The following is a 13541-nucleotide window of genomic DNA, read 5'->3' as shown; positions in this document are numbered from 1 at the left end:
GGCAACGTGGGGGGATCACCGATGGGTACGGCGGCCGACTCGGTCGAGGCGGTCTTCCGCGAGGAGTGGGGGCGCCTGCTGGCCACCCTCGTGCGTACCCTCGGTGACCTCGACCTGGCCGAGGAGGTCGCCGCGGACGCCGTCGCCACCGCGTTGCAGCGGTGGCCGCGCGACGGAGTGCCGGACCGCCCGGCGGCGTGGCTGCTCACCACGGCCCGCCACCGGGCGGTCGACCTGCTACGCCGGGACCGGGTACTGGCCGCGAAGCTGGCCCTGCTGCGGGTGGAGGCGGAGCGGTACGAGCCGCCGCCGCCCGAGCCCGACCCCGGCTGGGCCGACCCGGACGATGTGCCGGACGAGCGGCTGTACCTCTTCTTCACCTGCTGCCACCCGGCGCTGGCGCTCGAGGCGCAGACCGCGCTCACGTTGAACTGCCTCGGCGGCCTCAGCACGCCGGAGGTCGCCCGCGCGTTCCTGCTCCCGAACGCCACGATGGCCCAGCGGCTGGTGCGCGCGAAGCGCAAGATCCGCGAGGCTCGGATCCCGTTCCGGGTTCCGAGCGGCGCGGAGCTGACCGAGCGGCTGCCGGCCGTGCTCCGGGTGATCTATCTGATCTTCACCGAGGGGTACGCCGCGACCGGCGGCCCCGCCCTGATGCGCCACGACCTGGCCGACGAGGCCGTGCGGCTGGCCCGGATCCTGCACCGCCTCATGCCCCGGCAGCGGGAGGTGTCCGGTCTGCTGGCCCTCATGCTGCTCGTCGACGCCCGCCGGGACGCGCGCGTGGACGTCCGCGGCGACCTGGTGCTGCTCGACGACCAGGACCGCGCGCGGTGGGACGCCGGCAAGATCGAGGAGGGGCGCCGGCTCGTGGTCGGCGCGCTGACCGGCGGCCGACCCGGTCCGTACGCGCTGCAGGCCGCCATCGCGGCCGTGCACGACGAGGCCGCGACCGTCGCGACCACCGACTGGCCGCAGATCGTCGCGCTGTACGACGTCCTCCGAACGGTGTCGCCCTCGCCGCTGGTCGAGCTCAACCGGGCGGTGGCGGTGGCCATGGTGGACGGTCCCGCGGCCGGGCTCGCGCTGCTCGACGCCTTGGCGGCCGACCGGCGGCTGGCCGGATATCACCTGCTGCCCGCGGCTCGCGGCGATCTGTTGCGCCGGCTGGACCGTAAGGCGGAGGCGGCGGACGCCTACCGGCAGGCGCTCGACCTCGCCGGCAACGAGCCGGAACGGGCGTTCCTGCGCCGCCGCCTCGCCGAGACCGGGCCGGACGCCTGACCGGGATCAGATCGGCTCGAGGGCCAGCAGCATGGGCGGGGTGGATTCCGCGCCGCCGTCGCCGTACTTGCGGAGGAACTCCGCGGTCACCACTCCGTTCATCTCGGACTCGGAGGACAGCCGGGACATCGAGTACGTGCAGTCCGACTCGAACGGCCGCACCCCCATGCTCCCCGACGCGGTGATGTGGTCGCGTCCGAAGTCGACCAGCAGGTCCGCGATCCGGCCGCCGTCGATGAAGATCGCCTCGTGCATGCGTACGTAGCGGACCGCGCGTTTGGCGACCGGCTCGCCGTCGCGGCAGAACACCAGCGGCGTAGTCCACCAGTCCTCGAGGACGGTCGTGTTGCCGTGCTGCCACAGCTCGTGGAAGCGGCTCTCGGCGAACTGGCCGAGCGACGAGTCGATGTTGATCTCCAGGTGCGGCGAGGCGGACGCGCGCTGGCCGACCGGGTAGAACGAGATCAGCGCCCGGCCGTCCCACTGGTGCAGCTGCAGGGCGGGCAACGCGTCGTAGGTCCGCACGGCCAGGTTCTCGGCGTGCGCGACGCTCATGCCGGCCCGGCAGCAGTACAGGAAACGAAGGTTCTCGACGATCACGCCGCGGACGTCGACCGGTCTGATCTCCTCGGCCCGCTGCTCGGTCGCTTTGGCGTCGGGGTCGAGCAGGAGGATCTCGATCCGCACGCCGTGCTCGGCCGCCGTCCGGATCGCTTCGAGAAAGCGGTCGCGCTGCCGGCCCTCGAGGATGTGGTTCCCGGTGTCCATGATGCGGACCGTCGATGAGGCGTTCTGCACGTTCCGGCTGAACCGCACGTCGTCGAAGAACGGCTGCTCGATGACTCGGGACCGACGAAATTCCTGGAAGACCGGGTCGAAGATGGCATAGGTGAGCGCCACCACCAGGAGGCTCGTGCCGAGATTGATCAGGACGTCGCGCGAGTAGCCGTCGTATACCTCGCCCGAGACCAGCATGGCCAGCGAGGCCGCCGACAGCAGCCCGAAACCCCAGGGCCGCACCTTTTGCGAGAGCAGGACGCGAAATCGACTCATGCACCGCGGCTTCCTCAAGCTCCACTCGACCGAGCGGGTTACCCTGAGCAACGGCACTGTTGCCTTCTGTTCTCAGGATCTCCGGTGGCCAGACGCGAGGGAAGACCTCATCGACGCCAAACTCGGGGCCGGTCAGGACTTCATGGCGGTGCGGATGGTTTCGGTGATCCGGTCCACGGACGGGATCGCCTGGTCCTCCAGGAAATCGGCGGCGGGCAGCGGAATGTGCGGCGTGGTGATGCGGACGATCGGGCCGTCCAGTTTCCAGAAACACTCCTCGGCGACGATCGACACCACCTCGGCGCCCCAGCCGAGCAGCCGGGGGTTCTCCTCGACGGTGAAGAGACGGCCGGTGTGTGCGACCTCGCGCAGGATCGTCCGGGTGTCCACCGGGACCAGGCTGCGGACGTCGACCACCGTGGCCTCGATGCCGTCCTCCGCCAGGCGATCCGCGGCGGCCAGGGCGCGGGGGACCATCGCGGCCAGGGCCAGGACGGTCACGTCGTCGCCGGCCCGGCGGACCACCGCCGTGCCCAGGGTGTCGACGATCTCGCCGTCCGGCACCGGCGCCTTCACCGGGTAGAGGGCCTTGTGCTCGAAGAAGAGCACCGGGTCGGGGTCGCGGACGGCCGCGGCGAACAGGCCGATCACGTCGCGCGGGGTGGCCGGGGCGACCACCTTGAGGCCGGGAACGGCCATCGCCCAGTTCTCCACCGCCTGCGAGTGCTGGGCGCCGAAGCGCAGGCCGCCGCCGTTGGCCGCGCGGATCACCAGCGGCAGGCTCACCTGGCCGTCGGTCATGTAGCGGGCCTTGGCGATCTGGTTGGCGACGACATCCCAGCAGACCGCGAAGAAGTCGGCGAACATGATCTCGGCGATCGGGCGCAGGCCGGTCATCGCGGCGCCCATCGCGGCGCCGAGGATCGCCTGCTCGGAGATGGGTGTGTCGCGCACCCGCTCGGGGCCGAAGCGGTCCAGCAGGCCCGGCGTCGCCTTGAAGACGCCGCCGGGGGCGCCGACGTCCTCGCCGAGGAAGACCACCCGCTCGTCGCGCGCCATCTCCTGCGCGATCGCCCGGGCGACCGCGTCGCGATAGGTCAGTTCCGCCATGACGAGCCTCCGTCCGCCCACAGGTTGGTCAGCAGGCGGTCCGGGCCGGGCGTGGGCGCCCCCTTCGCGGATACGGTCGCCTTCTCCACCTCGGCCGCCGCCTCCGCCTCGATGCCGTCGAGCGTGGAGGACGGCACGCCGGCGTCCGACAGCCGCCGCCGGTAGAGGTCCAGCGGGTCGTAGGCCGCCCACGCGGCAACTTCGTCGGCCGGCTTGTAGTGCGCCGGGTCGGCCCGCGAGTGCCCGGTCGACCGATAGGTGTAGGCCTCGATCAGGGCCGGTCCGTCGCCCGCGCGGGCCCGTCCGACGAAGTGTGCGGCGGCGAGGAAGACCGCGTCGGCGTCGTTGCCGTCGATCAGAACCGGTTCCATCCCGTACGCCGCGGCCCGATCCGCCGCCGGCCGCCGCACGGCGGTCACCGCGCGGATCGGCGTGTATTCCATGTACTGGTTGTTCTCGCAGACGAACACGACCGGCAGCCGCCAGGTCGCGGCCAGGTTCAGCGCCTCGTGGAAGGCGCCGATGTTGGTCGCCCCGTCGCCGAAGAACACCACCGTCACCCGCGGCCGGCCCAGGTACCGCGCCGACCAGCCGGCCCCGAGCGCCACGGTCAGGTGCGCGCCGACGATCGCGTACGAGCCGAGCACGCCGTGCGTGACGTCGGTGAGGTGCATCGAGCCGCCCTTGCCGTGCAGCAGCCCGGTGTCCCGGCCGAGCAGCTCGGCGAGCACCGCGTCCATCGGCGCGCCTCGGGCCAGCGTGTGCGCGTGGCCGCGGTAGGTCGCGAAGGTGTAGTCCTCGGGCGTCATCGCGGTGGCGAACCCGGCCGCGATCGCCTCCATCCCCAGCGAGAGGTGACTGGTGCCCTTCACCAGGTTCTGCAGGAACAGGTCGTACGCGCGCTTCTCGAACCGGCGCAGGCGCGCCAGCGTACGGAAAAGGTCGAGCGCAACCGGCGCAGGCACGGTGCCCGCCGGGGTGTAGAGGTCCTGGGCCGACAGGCCGGGAGGTGGCATCGAGGCCTCCAAGGCGATCAGTAGCGGTTGGCGACGAAGAGCTGTTCGGCCGGGAAGAGCGTGAGCACCGACGCGCCGTCCGCGGTGACCACGACCTCCTCCTCGATCCGGGCCGCCGAGTAGCCGTCGTCGGCGGGGCAGTACGTCTCCAGCGCGAAGACCATGCCCTCGCGCAGCTCCACCGGGTGGGTCAGCGAGTTGAGCCGCGAGATGATCGGCCGCTCGTGCAGTCCGAGGCCGAGCCCGTGCCCGAACTGCAGGCCGAACGCGGCCATCTCGTCGGCGAAGCCGAACTCGGTGGCGGCCGGCCAGAGCCGGGCGATCCGGTCGGTGGTCACGCCCGGGCGGACCAGCTCGATCGCCGCGTCGATCCACTCGCGGGCCCGGGTGTACGCGTCCCGCTGCGAGGCCGTCGCCCGGCCGACCGCGAAGGTGCGGTAGTAGCAGGTCCGGTAGCCGTTGAAGGCCTGAATGATGTCGAAGTACGCCTGGTCGCCCGGCCGGATCAGCCGGTCCGAGAAGTTGTGCGGGTGCGGGTTGCAGCGCTCGCCGGAGACCGCGTTGATCGCCTCGACGTCGTCCGAGCCCATCTCGTAGAGCCGCTTGTTGGCCAGCGCGACGATCTCGTTCTCCCGGACCCCGGGCTTGAGCGCCTCGGCGATGTCCTGGTAGACGCCGTCCACCATGGCCGCCGCGGTGGAGAGCAGCATGATCTCGTCGGCCGACTTGATCAGGCGGGCGTCCAGCATCACCTGCTGCCCATCCCGTACGTCGATGCCGGTGCGCTGCAGTTCCAGGAACATCGGCGTCTCCGCGATGTCCACCCCGACCGGCTGCCCGGCCACGCCGTGCTCGGCGAGCAGCCCGCCGATCTCGGCGACCGCCGCGGCGATCAGACCGGCGTCGGGGGCGACCGCGCCGCGCAGCCCGAGCATCCCGGCCCGGCTGTTCGAACCGACGATCCACGGGGCGTACAGCTGGTGATGCCGGGCGGCCGAGCCGAAATCCCAGACCACCGGCTCGCCGGTACGGGTCAGCAGGGTGTAGCGGGCGACCTTGTCCCGGGCCCACTCGCCGATCATGGTGGACGACACGTACCGGATGTTGTTGATGTCGAAAAGCAGCAGCGCACCCAGGTCGGAGGCCTCGAGGGCGGCCCGTGCCCGGCCGAGCCGGTAGGCGCGTAGCCGCGCGAAGTCGACCCGCTCCTCGAAGTCGACGCCCATCCGGCCGGGCGACGCCGGGATCATGACCCCAGCCCGTCGTCGACCTCCACCTGCTCGGGCTCCAGCTCGAGCCCGGCGCTGCGGGCCTGCTCAACGATCAGCGCGGCGAAGTCGGTGTCGCCGTGCCCGCGCCCGACCGCCGCCTGCACCAGCTGGTAGGCCGCCGCCGCGACCGGCATCGGCACCTCCAGCCCGCGCCCGGCGGCCAGCCCCAGGTCGAAGTCCTTGCGCAACAGGCCGGTGGTGAAGGTCGGGGCCAGGTCGAGGTTCACCAGCGCCGGCGACTTGTACCGGCTGAACGTCGAGCCGAGCACGGAGTCGTTCAGAAAATCCAGGAAGACATGCCGCGGTACGCCGCCACGCTGGGCCAGCACCGTCACCTCGGCCAGCGCCTGGGTCACCACGCCGAGCAGCACGTTGTGCGCGAGTTTGACCAGGCGGGCCTGGTCGCCGTCGCCGACGTAGGTGACCGAGGCGCCGATCGCCCGCAGCAGCGGCTCGACGTCGTCGTAGGCGAACCTCGGCCCGGAGACCACGATCGAGGCCCGGCCGGCCCGCACCACCTTCGGGTTGCCGCTGACCGGGGCGGCCAGCAGCGTGGTGCCCCGGTCGGCGGCGAACTGCCGGACCCGGTCCGAGGTCTCCGCCGCGACCGTGCTGGCGTCGACCAGGTAGCCGGGCGACGCCGGCCCGCGCAGCAGCCCGCCCTCGCCGATCGTGACGCCCAGCAGCGACGCGTCGTCGGCCACCGTGGTGAAGACGACCTCCAGGCCGGCCAGGTCGCCGGGTGCGTCGGCGACCTTGGCCCCGGTCAGCGCCTCGGCCTTGTCCCGGGTGCGGTTCCAGACGCGGACGCCGTACCCGGCCGCCAGCAACCGCCGGGCCATCGCGCCGCCCATCCGCCCGGCGCCGATCCAGCCGACTTCACTCATCATGGGTCCTTTCTGCCGTGCGCGCGCCCAGATACAGCCGCGCCACCTCGGGGTCGTCGAGCAGGCGGGCGGCCGGGGCGACCAGCCGCACCACGCCGCCGTCAAGCACCGCGCCGGTGTCCGCCGCGGCCAGCCCGGACCGGGCGTTCTGCTCGACCAGCAGGATCGTGCGCCCGGCCCCCGCCAGTTGCCGGACGCTGTCGAAGACCTGCCGCCGCGACCGTGGGTCCAGCCCGATCGACGGCTCGTCGAGCAGCACCAGCGCCGGGTCGAGCAGCAGCGTGCGAGCCAGTTCGACCTGCTTCTGCTCGCCGCCGGAGAGCGTCCCGGCGTGCGCGCCGGCCCGTCGCGCGCAGATCGGGAAGGCCGCCACCGCCCGGTCGATCCGCTCCCGCAGCAGCCGCTGGTCGCGCAGCAGATAGCCGCCCATCAGCAGGTTGTCCCGCACGGTCATGGCCGGGAAGAGGCTGCGCTCCTGCGGCACGTGCACGATGCCGAGCAGCAGCCGCTCGCGCGGGCCGCGCCGGCCCAGGTCGTCGCCGCGGAAGAGCACCCGGCCCCGGCTCGGCCGCAGCAACCCGCTGACCGTCCTCAGCAACGTGGACTTGCCGGCGCCGTTCGGGCCGATCAGGCAGGTGACGCCGCCCTCGGCGACGTCGAGGTCGAGGCCGCGCAGGACCTCGCCGGCGCCGTACCCGGCCACCACTGAGTCGAGGCGCAGCAGCATGTCAGCCGCCCAGGTAGGCGTCGAGGACCCGCGGGTCGGCGCGAACCATGGCCGGGTCGCCCTCGCTGATCGGGCGGCCGGCGTCCAGCACGATGACCGGGTCGCAGAGCCGCATCACGAACGACAGGTCGTGCTCGACGATCAGGAACGTGACGCCGGCCGCGTGCCGGGACCGGACGTGCTGCTCCATCCGCTCGACCAGCACCGGGTTGACCCCGGCGATCGGCTCGTCGAGCAGCACCAGCCGGGGCGCGCTCATCAGCACGGCGGCGAACTCGAGCAGCTTGCGCCGGCCGTAGGAGAGCTCGGCCGCGATCCGGTCCGCGTCCCCGGTCAGGTCGAACTCGGCGAGCAGCGTCCCGGCCCGCGCGCGGTCGGCGGCGCTCACTCGCGGCGTGGCGAGCTGCCGCCACCACCGGTGCCCGGCTGCGGCCACCATGTTCTCCACCACCGTGAGCTGCGGGAACACGCGGGCCTGTTGGAACGTGCGGGTCAACCCCGCGCGGTAGAGCCGGCCCGGACCGCGGCCGGTGACGTCCCGCCCGGCGAACGCCACCAGCCCGGCGTCCGGTTTTTGATAGCCGGTGATCAGGTCGAACAGTGTGGTCTTGCCGGAGCCGTTGGGCCCGATGAGCGCGGTCACGGTGCCCTCGGCGACGGCCAGCGAGCAGTCGTCGACCGCGGTCACCCCGCCGTAGCTCTTGCGCAGACCGTCCACTCGCAGCAGGTCGCTCATCGCAGCCGCCCGGCCAGCGAGGGCAGGATGCCGCGGGGGAGCGCCAACATGACCAAAAGAAAAATCATGGCGTACGCGATCAGGTAGAACTGGCCGGCGCCCAACTCGTACGCGAGGTACTGCTGTCCGCCCTCGAGCAGCACCGCGCCGAGCACCGGACCCCAGAGCGTGCCCCGGCCGCCGAGGAAGGTCATCAGCACCACCGCGATGGTGATCAGGGGGTCGACCGCGAACTGCGGATAGATGATCCCGACCTGGTAGTAGGCCCAGACCGCGCCGACCATCGCGGTGAGCCCGACGCTGACCGCGAAGGCCAGCACCTTCGCACCCGCGACCGGAATGCCGAGCCCGCGCGCCTTGTCCTCGTCGCCGCGCACGGTGGCCAGCGCCAGCCCGATCTTGCTGTGCAGCGTGCCGTACGTCAGCAGCATGGCCAGCACGAGCAGGGCTAGCAGCACGTAGTAGAACGGCCGCTCGAAGGTGTCGGCCGGGAACGGCGCGACCGGAAAGGACAGCCCCTGCGCGCCGCCGGTCAGCCCGTGCAGGTTGAACGCCAGCGTCTGCACGACGAAGAGCAGGGTGATGGTGACGATCGCGAAGACGTCGGCCCGGGTGCGCATCGCGATCGCGGCGATCGGCACGCCGATCAGCGCCACGCCGACGCCGATGGCGGGCAGCCAGGCGAACGGCTGCCAGCCTTCGGTCAGCTCGGCCTGCCGGTGCAGCAGCAGGGCGAACGCGTACGCGCCCATGCCGAAGAACGCCGCGTGTCCGAGCGAGGGGTAGCCGGTCAGGCCGCCGACCAGGTTCCACGCGCTGGCGAGGGCGGCGAACATCAGCACGAACACCAGCATGTTGAGCACCCAGTGCGGCAGCCCCAGCAGCGGCAGCACGGCCAGCGTCGCCACGAACAACGCGCCCTTGATCACGTGGGCCTCCCGAAGAGGCCTTGCGGTCGGACCAGCAGCACGGCCAGCAGCAGCACGAAGAAGGTCATCGGAGCCCAGGACGGTGAGATCGTCGAGGCCACCACCGCCGACGAGACCGAGATGATCAGCGCGCCGGCGATCGCGCCGCCGATGCTGCCCAGGCCGCCCAGCACCACGATGGACAGCAGCAGCGAGATCAGGTCGTAGTGGCTGCCGGCGTTGAACGGGTAGAGCAGGCCGTAGACCGAGCCGGCCGCGGCCGCGGTGGCCGCGCCCAGCCCGAAGCCGAGGGCGGCCACCCGCTCGGCCCGCACCCCGAGCAGCCGGGCCGACTCCGGGTTCTGCACCGTGGCCCGGATCGCCCGCCCGAAGCGGGTCCGGTGCAGCAGGAGGACCAGCAGGCCGAGGGCGACGGCCGAGAGCGCGAAGGCGGCGAACCGGACCACCGTGATCTGGTAGCCGCCGACCGTCCAGCTGTCGTTGGCGTACGAGGTGTTGATGCTGCGCCGGGTCGTGTTCCAGACGACGCCGATGACGCCCTCGATCAGCAGCGCCACCGCGAACGTGACCAGCAGGCTCAGCTCGGCCCGGTCCTCCCGGCGCAGCGGGCGCAGGAAGGCCAGGTGCACGCCCACGCCGACGGCGAACATCACCGCGGTGGTCACCGGGATCGCCAGGAACGGATCTATCCCGTACGAGACGAACAGCTGGTACGAGAGGTACGCGGCCAGGATGACCATCGCGCCCTGGGCCAGGTTGACCACCTTCATGATGCCGAAGACGAGCGTCTGACCGGAGGCCATCAGCGCGTAGACGCCGCCGGTCAGCACGCCCAGGATCAGCCCTTGGACCAGGGCGTGCACACGCTCACCCGCCCCAGGCCGGCTTGGGGGAGACCGGCTGGGCCTGCGCTACGTTCGCCGGGTAGACCGGCACCAGCTTGCCGTTCTGCCACTGGATCAGCGCGAAGCTGCCGTTCGGCCGCCCGACCGCGTCCCAGCTCAGGTCGCCGAGAACGGTCGGCCAGGTGCCCTGATGCAGGGTCGCGACGATGGTCGCGTTGTCGATCTTGCCGGTCTTGGTGGCGACCGCCTCGACCAACTGCCCGGCGGCGTACGCCTCGGCGCTGGTGTTGTCGATCGTGTCGGTGGTGCCGCCGTACTTCTGCACGTAGGCCGCGGCGAACTCGTCGCTGCCGTACGCCTTGCTGGCCGGGAACCAGTCGCCGGAGGACATGATGCCGGCCGTGTTGGCCGCGCCGACCTTGTCGGGGAACTCGACCGGCGAGTTCGCCCCGTTGGACAGGAACATGAACCTCGGGCTGAACTTGAGCTGCACCAGGCTCTTGACCTGCCCGTACGCGTCCTCGCTCTGGGTGCCGCCGACCAGCACGTCCGGCTTGGCCGCGGCGACCTTCGCCATCATCGTCGAGAAGTCCTGGGTCTCGGCCGGGTACACCTGCTTGTAGACGGTCTTGATGCCGGCCGCCTCGAAGCGGAGCCGGATGTTCTCCGCGACCGGCGTCGCGAACGGGTCGTCCAGCTCGGTGTAGGCGGCGGTGGCCGGGCGCTGGGCGGCCGGCAGCGAGAGCACCCAGTCGGCGAAGACGTCACCCTGCTTGACCACCGGGGCGGGCTGGACGAAGAAGAGGTTGGGCAGCTTCTGGGCGAAGACCGCCGGGCCACCGCCGGCCGGTTCCAGGAACGCGTACCCGTACCGCTTGGCGACCTGCGACGAGGGCACCGTGAGAAGGCTGGAGAAGGGCCCGAAGACCAGGTCGACCTTGTCCTTGTTAATCAGGTTCTGGTAGTTGGTGACCACCTGGTTGGGGCTGGACGTGTCGTCCACGATCTTCATCTGGACCTGGCGGCCGAGCACGCCGCCCTTGGCGTTGACCGCGTCCGCCCACAGCTCGTAGCCGTTCTTGACCGCCTTGCCGGGGTCGGCGAAGTCACCGGTCAGCGAGACCGACGCGCCGATCACCAGCGGTTGCTTCGGCGCGGCCGAGGAGCCGCCGGACCCGGACCCGGACGAGGAGCAGGCCGCGAGGGCCAACGCGGCGCCGGTCGCGAGGCCGGCCCGCCAGAAACGATTGTTCGTCGACATAGCCGTTCCCTCACAATCGATTGCAGGCGAGCATTCGCTCCCTTTTGGAGGACGTCAATCTGGTGTTTCGTCAGATGGCGCAATCGATTGTGGCGCGGGATACGCTGACGCCATGCAGCGGATCAAGCTGGCCGACGTGGCCCGGGCGGCCGGCGTCCACCCGGGCACGGCCAGCCGCGCGCTCAACCCGCAGACCCGCGAGCAGGTCAGCCCGGCGACCGTGCGGCGGGTGGCCCGGGCCGCCCAGCGCCTCGGCTACGTACCGAACCCGGTGGCACGCGGTCTGCGTACGGCCCGGTCGTTCCTGATCGGCATGGTCGTGCCGGACGTGACCAACCCGCTCTTCCCGCCCATGGTCCGCGGCGCGGAGAAGGTGCTCACCCGGGCCGGCTACACGCTGGTGCTCACCGACACCGACAACGACGCGGCCACCGAGCGCCGGCAGATCGAGCTGCTGCGGGCCCGTGGCACCGACGGCTTCATCGTCGCCACCGCCCGCTGGGAGGACGAGCTGCTCGCCGAGATCGCCGCGGCCGGGGTGCCGGCGGTGCTGGTCAACCGGAACACCGCGAGCGCAACGCTGCCGTACGTCGGCGGCGACGAGCGCACCGGCGTCCGGCTCGCCGTCGACCACCTGGTCGCGCTGGGCCATCGGCACATCGCGCACCTGGGCGGGCCGGCCGACACCTCGACCGGGCGGGAACGGGCCGCCGCCTTCCGCCAGTCCGTCCTCCAGCACGGCTTGCCCGCCACCGATCTGGTGTGGGCCTGCGACGCGTACACCGAAGTGGCCGGCGCCGCGGCGGCCGGCCGGCTGATCGCCTCGGGCCGGGAGTTCACCGCCGTCGTGGCGGGCAACGACCTGATCGCGTTCGGTGTGCTGGACGCGCTGACCCGGGCCGGGCTGTCCTGTCCCGGCGACGTGTCGCTGATCGGCTTCAACGACATGCCGCACCTGGACAAGCTGGCTCCGCCGCTGACCTCGGTGGCGCTGCCGCTGGCCGAGATGGGCGCGCAGGCCGCCCAGATCCTGCTGGCCACCGTGGACGGACCGGGCCGCGAGCCACCGACCCAGTCGCTGCTGGGCGTGGAGCTGAAGATCCGGGAGAGCACCGCCTCTGCGTCCGGGAAGTGACCGATCCATGACCCTCGTCCGGTCGAGCACTACCGGGATCGCTGATCGGGCTGTGATTGACTAGCGGTCATGGGTCTGTGCTCGCCGACGTCGGTTACGGCGCTGTGACCGCCGAGCCGGCCGCGGCGGCCACCCGGCCGCGCAACCGCCGGCAGCTCATCGTCGAGGCGGCCGGGCAGGTGTTCAGCGAGCGCGGCTACCACGCGGCCTCGATGGAGGAGATCGCCGCCCGGGTGGGCATCAGCGCGGCGGCGCTGTACCGGCACTTCCCGAACAAGTACGCGCTGTTCGCCGAGTCGGCCACGGTCATGGTGGACCGGCTGGCCGAGGCGGCCGACGAGTCGCCGGCCGACGCGCCGCTGACCGAGGTGCTCGCCGCGATCATCCGGGTCACCGTCGCGCACCGGGCCTCGGGCGGCCTGTACCGGTGGGAGGCCCGCTACCTCGAGCGCGACGACCGGCGGCGGCTGCGCGCCAGGTTCGACCACGTCGTGGCCCGGGTGACCGAGGTGGTGCGGCGCGAGTTCCCGCTGCCCGAGGAGCACCTGCGGGCGGTGGCGGCGCTCGGCGCGATCGGGTCGGTCACCATGCACCACACCTCGGTCGCCCAGCGCCGGATCGAGGAGTTGCTGCTGGCCTCCGCGCTGCGGGTGGTGGCGACCGACCCGGCGGCGGCCGCGGGCAGCGCCCGGCTGGTCGAGCTGCCGGCCCAGCCGGTGCCGCGCACCCGGCGGGCGGAGATCCTGGCGGCCGCGATCCCGCTGTTCGCGCGGGACGGGTTCGCCAACGTGACCAACGCGCAGATCGCCCGAGCGGTCGGGCTGGCCCCGTCCGCGATCTACCGGCACTACCCGGGCAAGGTCGACATCCTGGTGGCCGCGTGCCTGCAGGCGGCCGGGCTGCTGGCCCAGGCGGTGGACCGCAGCCTGCACGCGGCGGCCGACCCGCGCCGCGCGGTGGCGGCGCTGGCGGCGACCTACGTGGCCTACAGCTTCGAGCACAACGCGCTGAACAGCGTGGCCGAGGCGGAGGTCGCCGGTCTGCCGGCCGACCTGCAGCGGCCGGTGATCCTGGCCCAGCGCGAGCACATCGCGGTCTGGGAGCAGCAGTTGCGGCTGGCCCGCCCGGAGCTGGACCCGCGTCAGGCCCGGCTGCTGGTGCACGCCGGCTTCGGCGTGGTGGTCGAGGCCGGGCGCGCCCTGCGCTGGCAGGACGAGCCCGGCCACCGGGACGCGGTCACCGCGCTGGTGATCGGCGCCCTGAGCGTTTGACGGCTCGGGGCGTCCG

Annotated in this window: 13 protein-coding genes; 3 read left to right on the top strand and 10 right to left on the bottom strand. The window is 72.2% G+C overall.

What is annotated here, in order from left to right:
* The first annotated feature begins 21 nt into the window (after positions 1-21).
* Complete coding sequence (locus ODJ79_RS15815; protein ID WP_263024204.1) at positions 22-1284, top strand: RNA polymerase sigma factor; 1263 nt, start codon at positions 22-24, stop codon at positions 1282-1284.
* A gap of 6 nt (positions 1285-1290) precedes the next feature.
* Here ODJ79_RS15815 and ODJ79_RS15810 read toward each other — a convergent pair whose 3' ends face one another.
* The 10 genes from ODJ79_RS15810 to ODJ79_RS15765 form a co-directional block, all read right to left on the bottom strand.
* Positions 1291-2337: a hypothetical protein gene (locus ODJ79_RS15810; RefSeq protein ID WP_263024203.1), complete on the bottom strand. Its 1047-nt coding sequence runs from the start codon at positions 2335-2337 to the stop codon at positions 1291-1293.
* A 132-nt stretch (positions 2338-2469) separates the two neighbouring features.
* On the bottom strand, positions 2470-3447 hold the full coding sequence (locus tag ODJ79_RS15805; RefSeq protein WP_263024202.1) for an alpha-ketoacid dehydrogenase subunit beta: 978 nt from the start codon (positions 3445-3447) through the stop codon (positions 2470-2472).
* Positions 3435-4463, bottom strand: a complete 1029-nt coding sequence (locus ODJ79_RS15800; RefSeq protein ID WP_263024201.1) for a thiamine pyrophosphate-dependent dehydrogenase E1 component subunit alpha — start codon at positions 4461-4463, stop codon at positions 3435-3437. Before ODJ79_RS15800 ends, ODJ79_RS15805 begins: the two co-directional genes overlap by 13 nt.
* A gap of 17 nt (positions 4464-4480) precedes the next feature.
* Positions 4481-5713, bottom strand: a complete 1233-nt coding sequence (locus ODJ79_RS15795) for a M24 family metallopeptidase (protein WP_263024200.1) — start codon at positions 5711-5713, stop codon at positions 4481-4483.
* Complete coding sequence (locus ODJ79_RS15790) at positions 5710-6621, bottom strand: NAD(P)-dependent oxidoreductase (protein ID WP_263024199.1); 912 nt, start codon at positions 6619-6621, stop codon at positions 5710-5712. The genes ODJ79_RS15795 and ODJ79_RS15790 overlap by 4 nt, the downstream gene beginning before the upstream one ends.
* On the bottom strand, positions 6614-7348 hold the full coding sequence (locus ODJ79_RS15785) for an ABC transporter ATP-binding protein (protein ID WP_263024198.1): 735 nt from the start codon (positions 7346-7348) through the stop codon (positions 6614-6616). Before ODJ79_RS15785 ends, ODJ79_RS15790 begins: the two co-directional genes overlap by 8 nt.
* Before the next feature lies 1 nt (position 7349).
* The gene (locus ODJ79_RS15780; protein WP_263024197.1) at positions 7350-8084 is read right to left on the bottom strand and encodes an ABC transporter ATP-binding protein; all 735 of its coding nucleotides are present in this window, start codon (positions 8082-8084) and stop codon (positions 7350-7352) included.
* Positions 8081-9013 carry a branched-chain amino acid ABC transporter permease gene (locus ODJ79_RS15775; protein WP_263024196.1) on the bottom strand — a complete coding sequence of 311 codons (933 nt, stop codon included), beginning with the start codon at positions 9011-9013 and terminating at the stop codon, positions 8081-8083. The genes ODJ79_RS15780 and ODJ79_RS15775 overlap by 4 nt, the downstream gene beginning before the upstream one ends.
* Positions 9010-9876 (bottom strand): branched-chain amino acid ABC transporter permease, encoded by an 867-nt coding sequence (locus ODJ79_RS15770; RefSeq protein ID WP_263024195.1) that lies wholly within the window; start codon positions 9874-9876, stop codon positions 9010-9012. Before ODJ79_RS15770 ends, ODJ79_RS15775 begins: the two co-directional genes overlap by 4 nt.
* Positions 9877-9880: 4 nt before the next feature.
* Positions 9881-11119 (bottom strand): amino acid ABC transporter substrate-binding protein, encoded by a 1239-nt coding sequence (locus tag ODJ79_RS15765; protein ID WP_263024194.1) that lies wholly within the window; start codon positions 11117-11119, stop codon positions 9881-9883.
* A 112-nt stretch (positions 11120-11231) separates the two neighbouring features.
* Between ODJ79_RS15765 and ODJ79_RS15760 the strand changes: the two genes are divergently transcribed.
* Together ODJ79_RS15760 and ODJ79_RS15755 are read left to right on the top strand one after the other, a co-directional pair.
* The gene (locus ODJ79_RS15760; protein WP_263024193.1) at positions 11232-12254 is read left to right on the top strand and encodes a LacI family DNA-binding transcriptional regulator; all 1023 of its coding nucleotides are present in this window, start codon (positions 11232-11234) and stop codon (positions 12252-12254) included.
* A gap of 77 nt (positions 12255-12331) precedes the next feature.
* Positions 12332-13525 carry a TetR/AcrR family transcriptional regulator gene (locus ODJ79_RS15755; RefSeq protein WP_263024192.1) on the top strand — a complete coding sequence of 398 codons (1194 nt, stop codon included), beginning with the start codon at positions 12332-12334 and terminating at the stop codon, positions 13523-13525.
* Positions 13526-13541 lie beyond the last annotated feature (16 nt).

Source organism: Actinoplanes sp. KI2, from assembly GCF_025630775.1.
Classification (GTDB): Bacteria; Actinomycetota; Actinomycetes; order Mycobacteriales; family Micromonosporaceae; genus Actinoplanes.
This window is presented reverse-complemented; position numbering and strand designations above follow the sequence as displayed.

Coding starts and splice junctions, on each gene's coding strand:
- ODJ79_RS15780 (WP_263024197.1), bottom strand. CDS start 8,084: ATGAGCGACCTGCTGCGAGTGGACGGTCTGCGCAAGAGCTACGGCGGG.
- ODJ79_RS15795 (WP_263024200.1), bottom strand. CDS start 5,713: ATGATCCCGGCGTCGCCCGGCCGGATGGGCGTCGACTTCGAGGAGCGG.
- ODJ79_RS15790 (WP_263024199.1), bottom strand. CDS start 6,621: ATGAGTGAAGTCGGCTGGATCGGCGCCGGGCGGATGGGCGGCGCGATG.
- ODJ79_RS15805 (WP_263024202.1), bottom strand. CDS start 3,447: ATGGCGGAACTGACCTATCGCGACGCGGTCGCCCGGGCGATCGCGCAG.
- ODJ79_RS15765 (WP_263024194.1), bottom strand. CDS start 11,119: ATGTCGACGAACAATCGTTTCTGGCGGGCCGGCCTCGCGACCGGCGCC.
- ODJ79_RS15760 (WP_263024193.1), top strand. CDS start 11,232: ATGCAGCGGATCAAGCTGGCCGACGTGGCCCGGGCGGCCGGCGTCCAC.
- ODJ79_RS15800 (WP_263024201.1), bottom strand. CDS start 4,463: ATGCCACCTCCCGGCCTGTCGGCCCAGGACCTCTACACCCCGGCGGGC.
- ODJ79_RS15785 (WP_263024198.1), bottom strand. CDS start 7,348: ATGCTGCTGCGCCTCGACTCAGTGGTGGCCGGGTACGGCGCCGGCGAG.
- ODJ79_RS15810 (WP_263024203.1), bottom strand. CDS start 2,337: ATGAGTCGATTTCGCGTCCTGCTCTCGCAAAAGGTGCGGCCCTGGGGT.
- ODJ79_RS15815 (WP_263024204.1), top strand. CDS start 22: ATGGGTACGGCGGCCGACTCGGTCGAGGCGGTCTTCCGCGAGGAGTGG.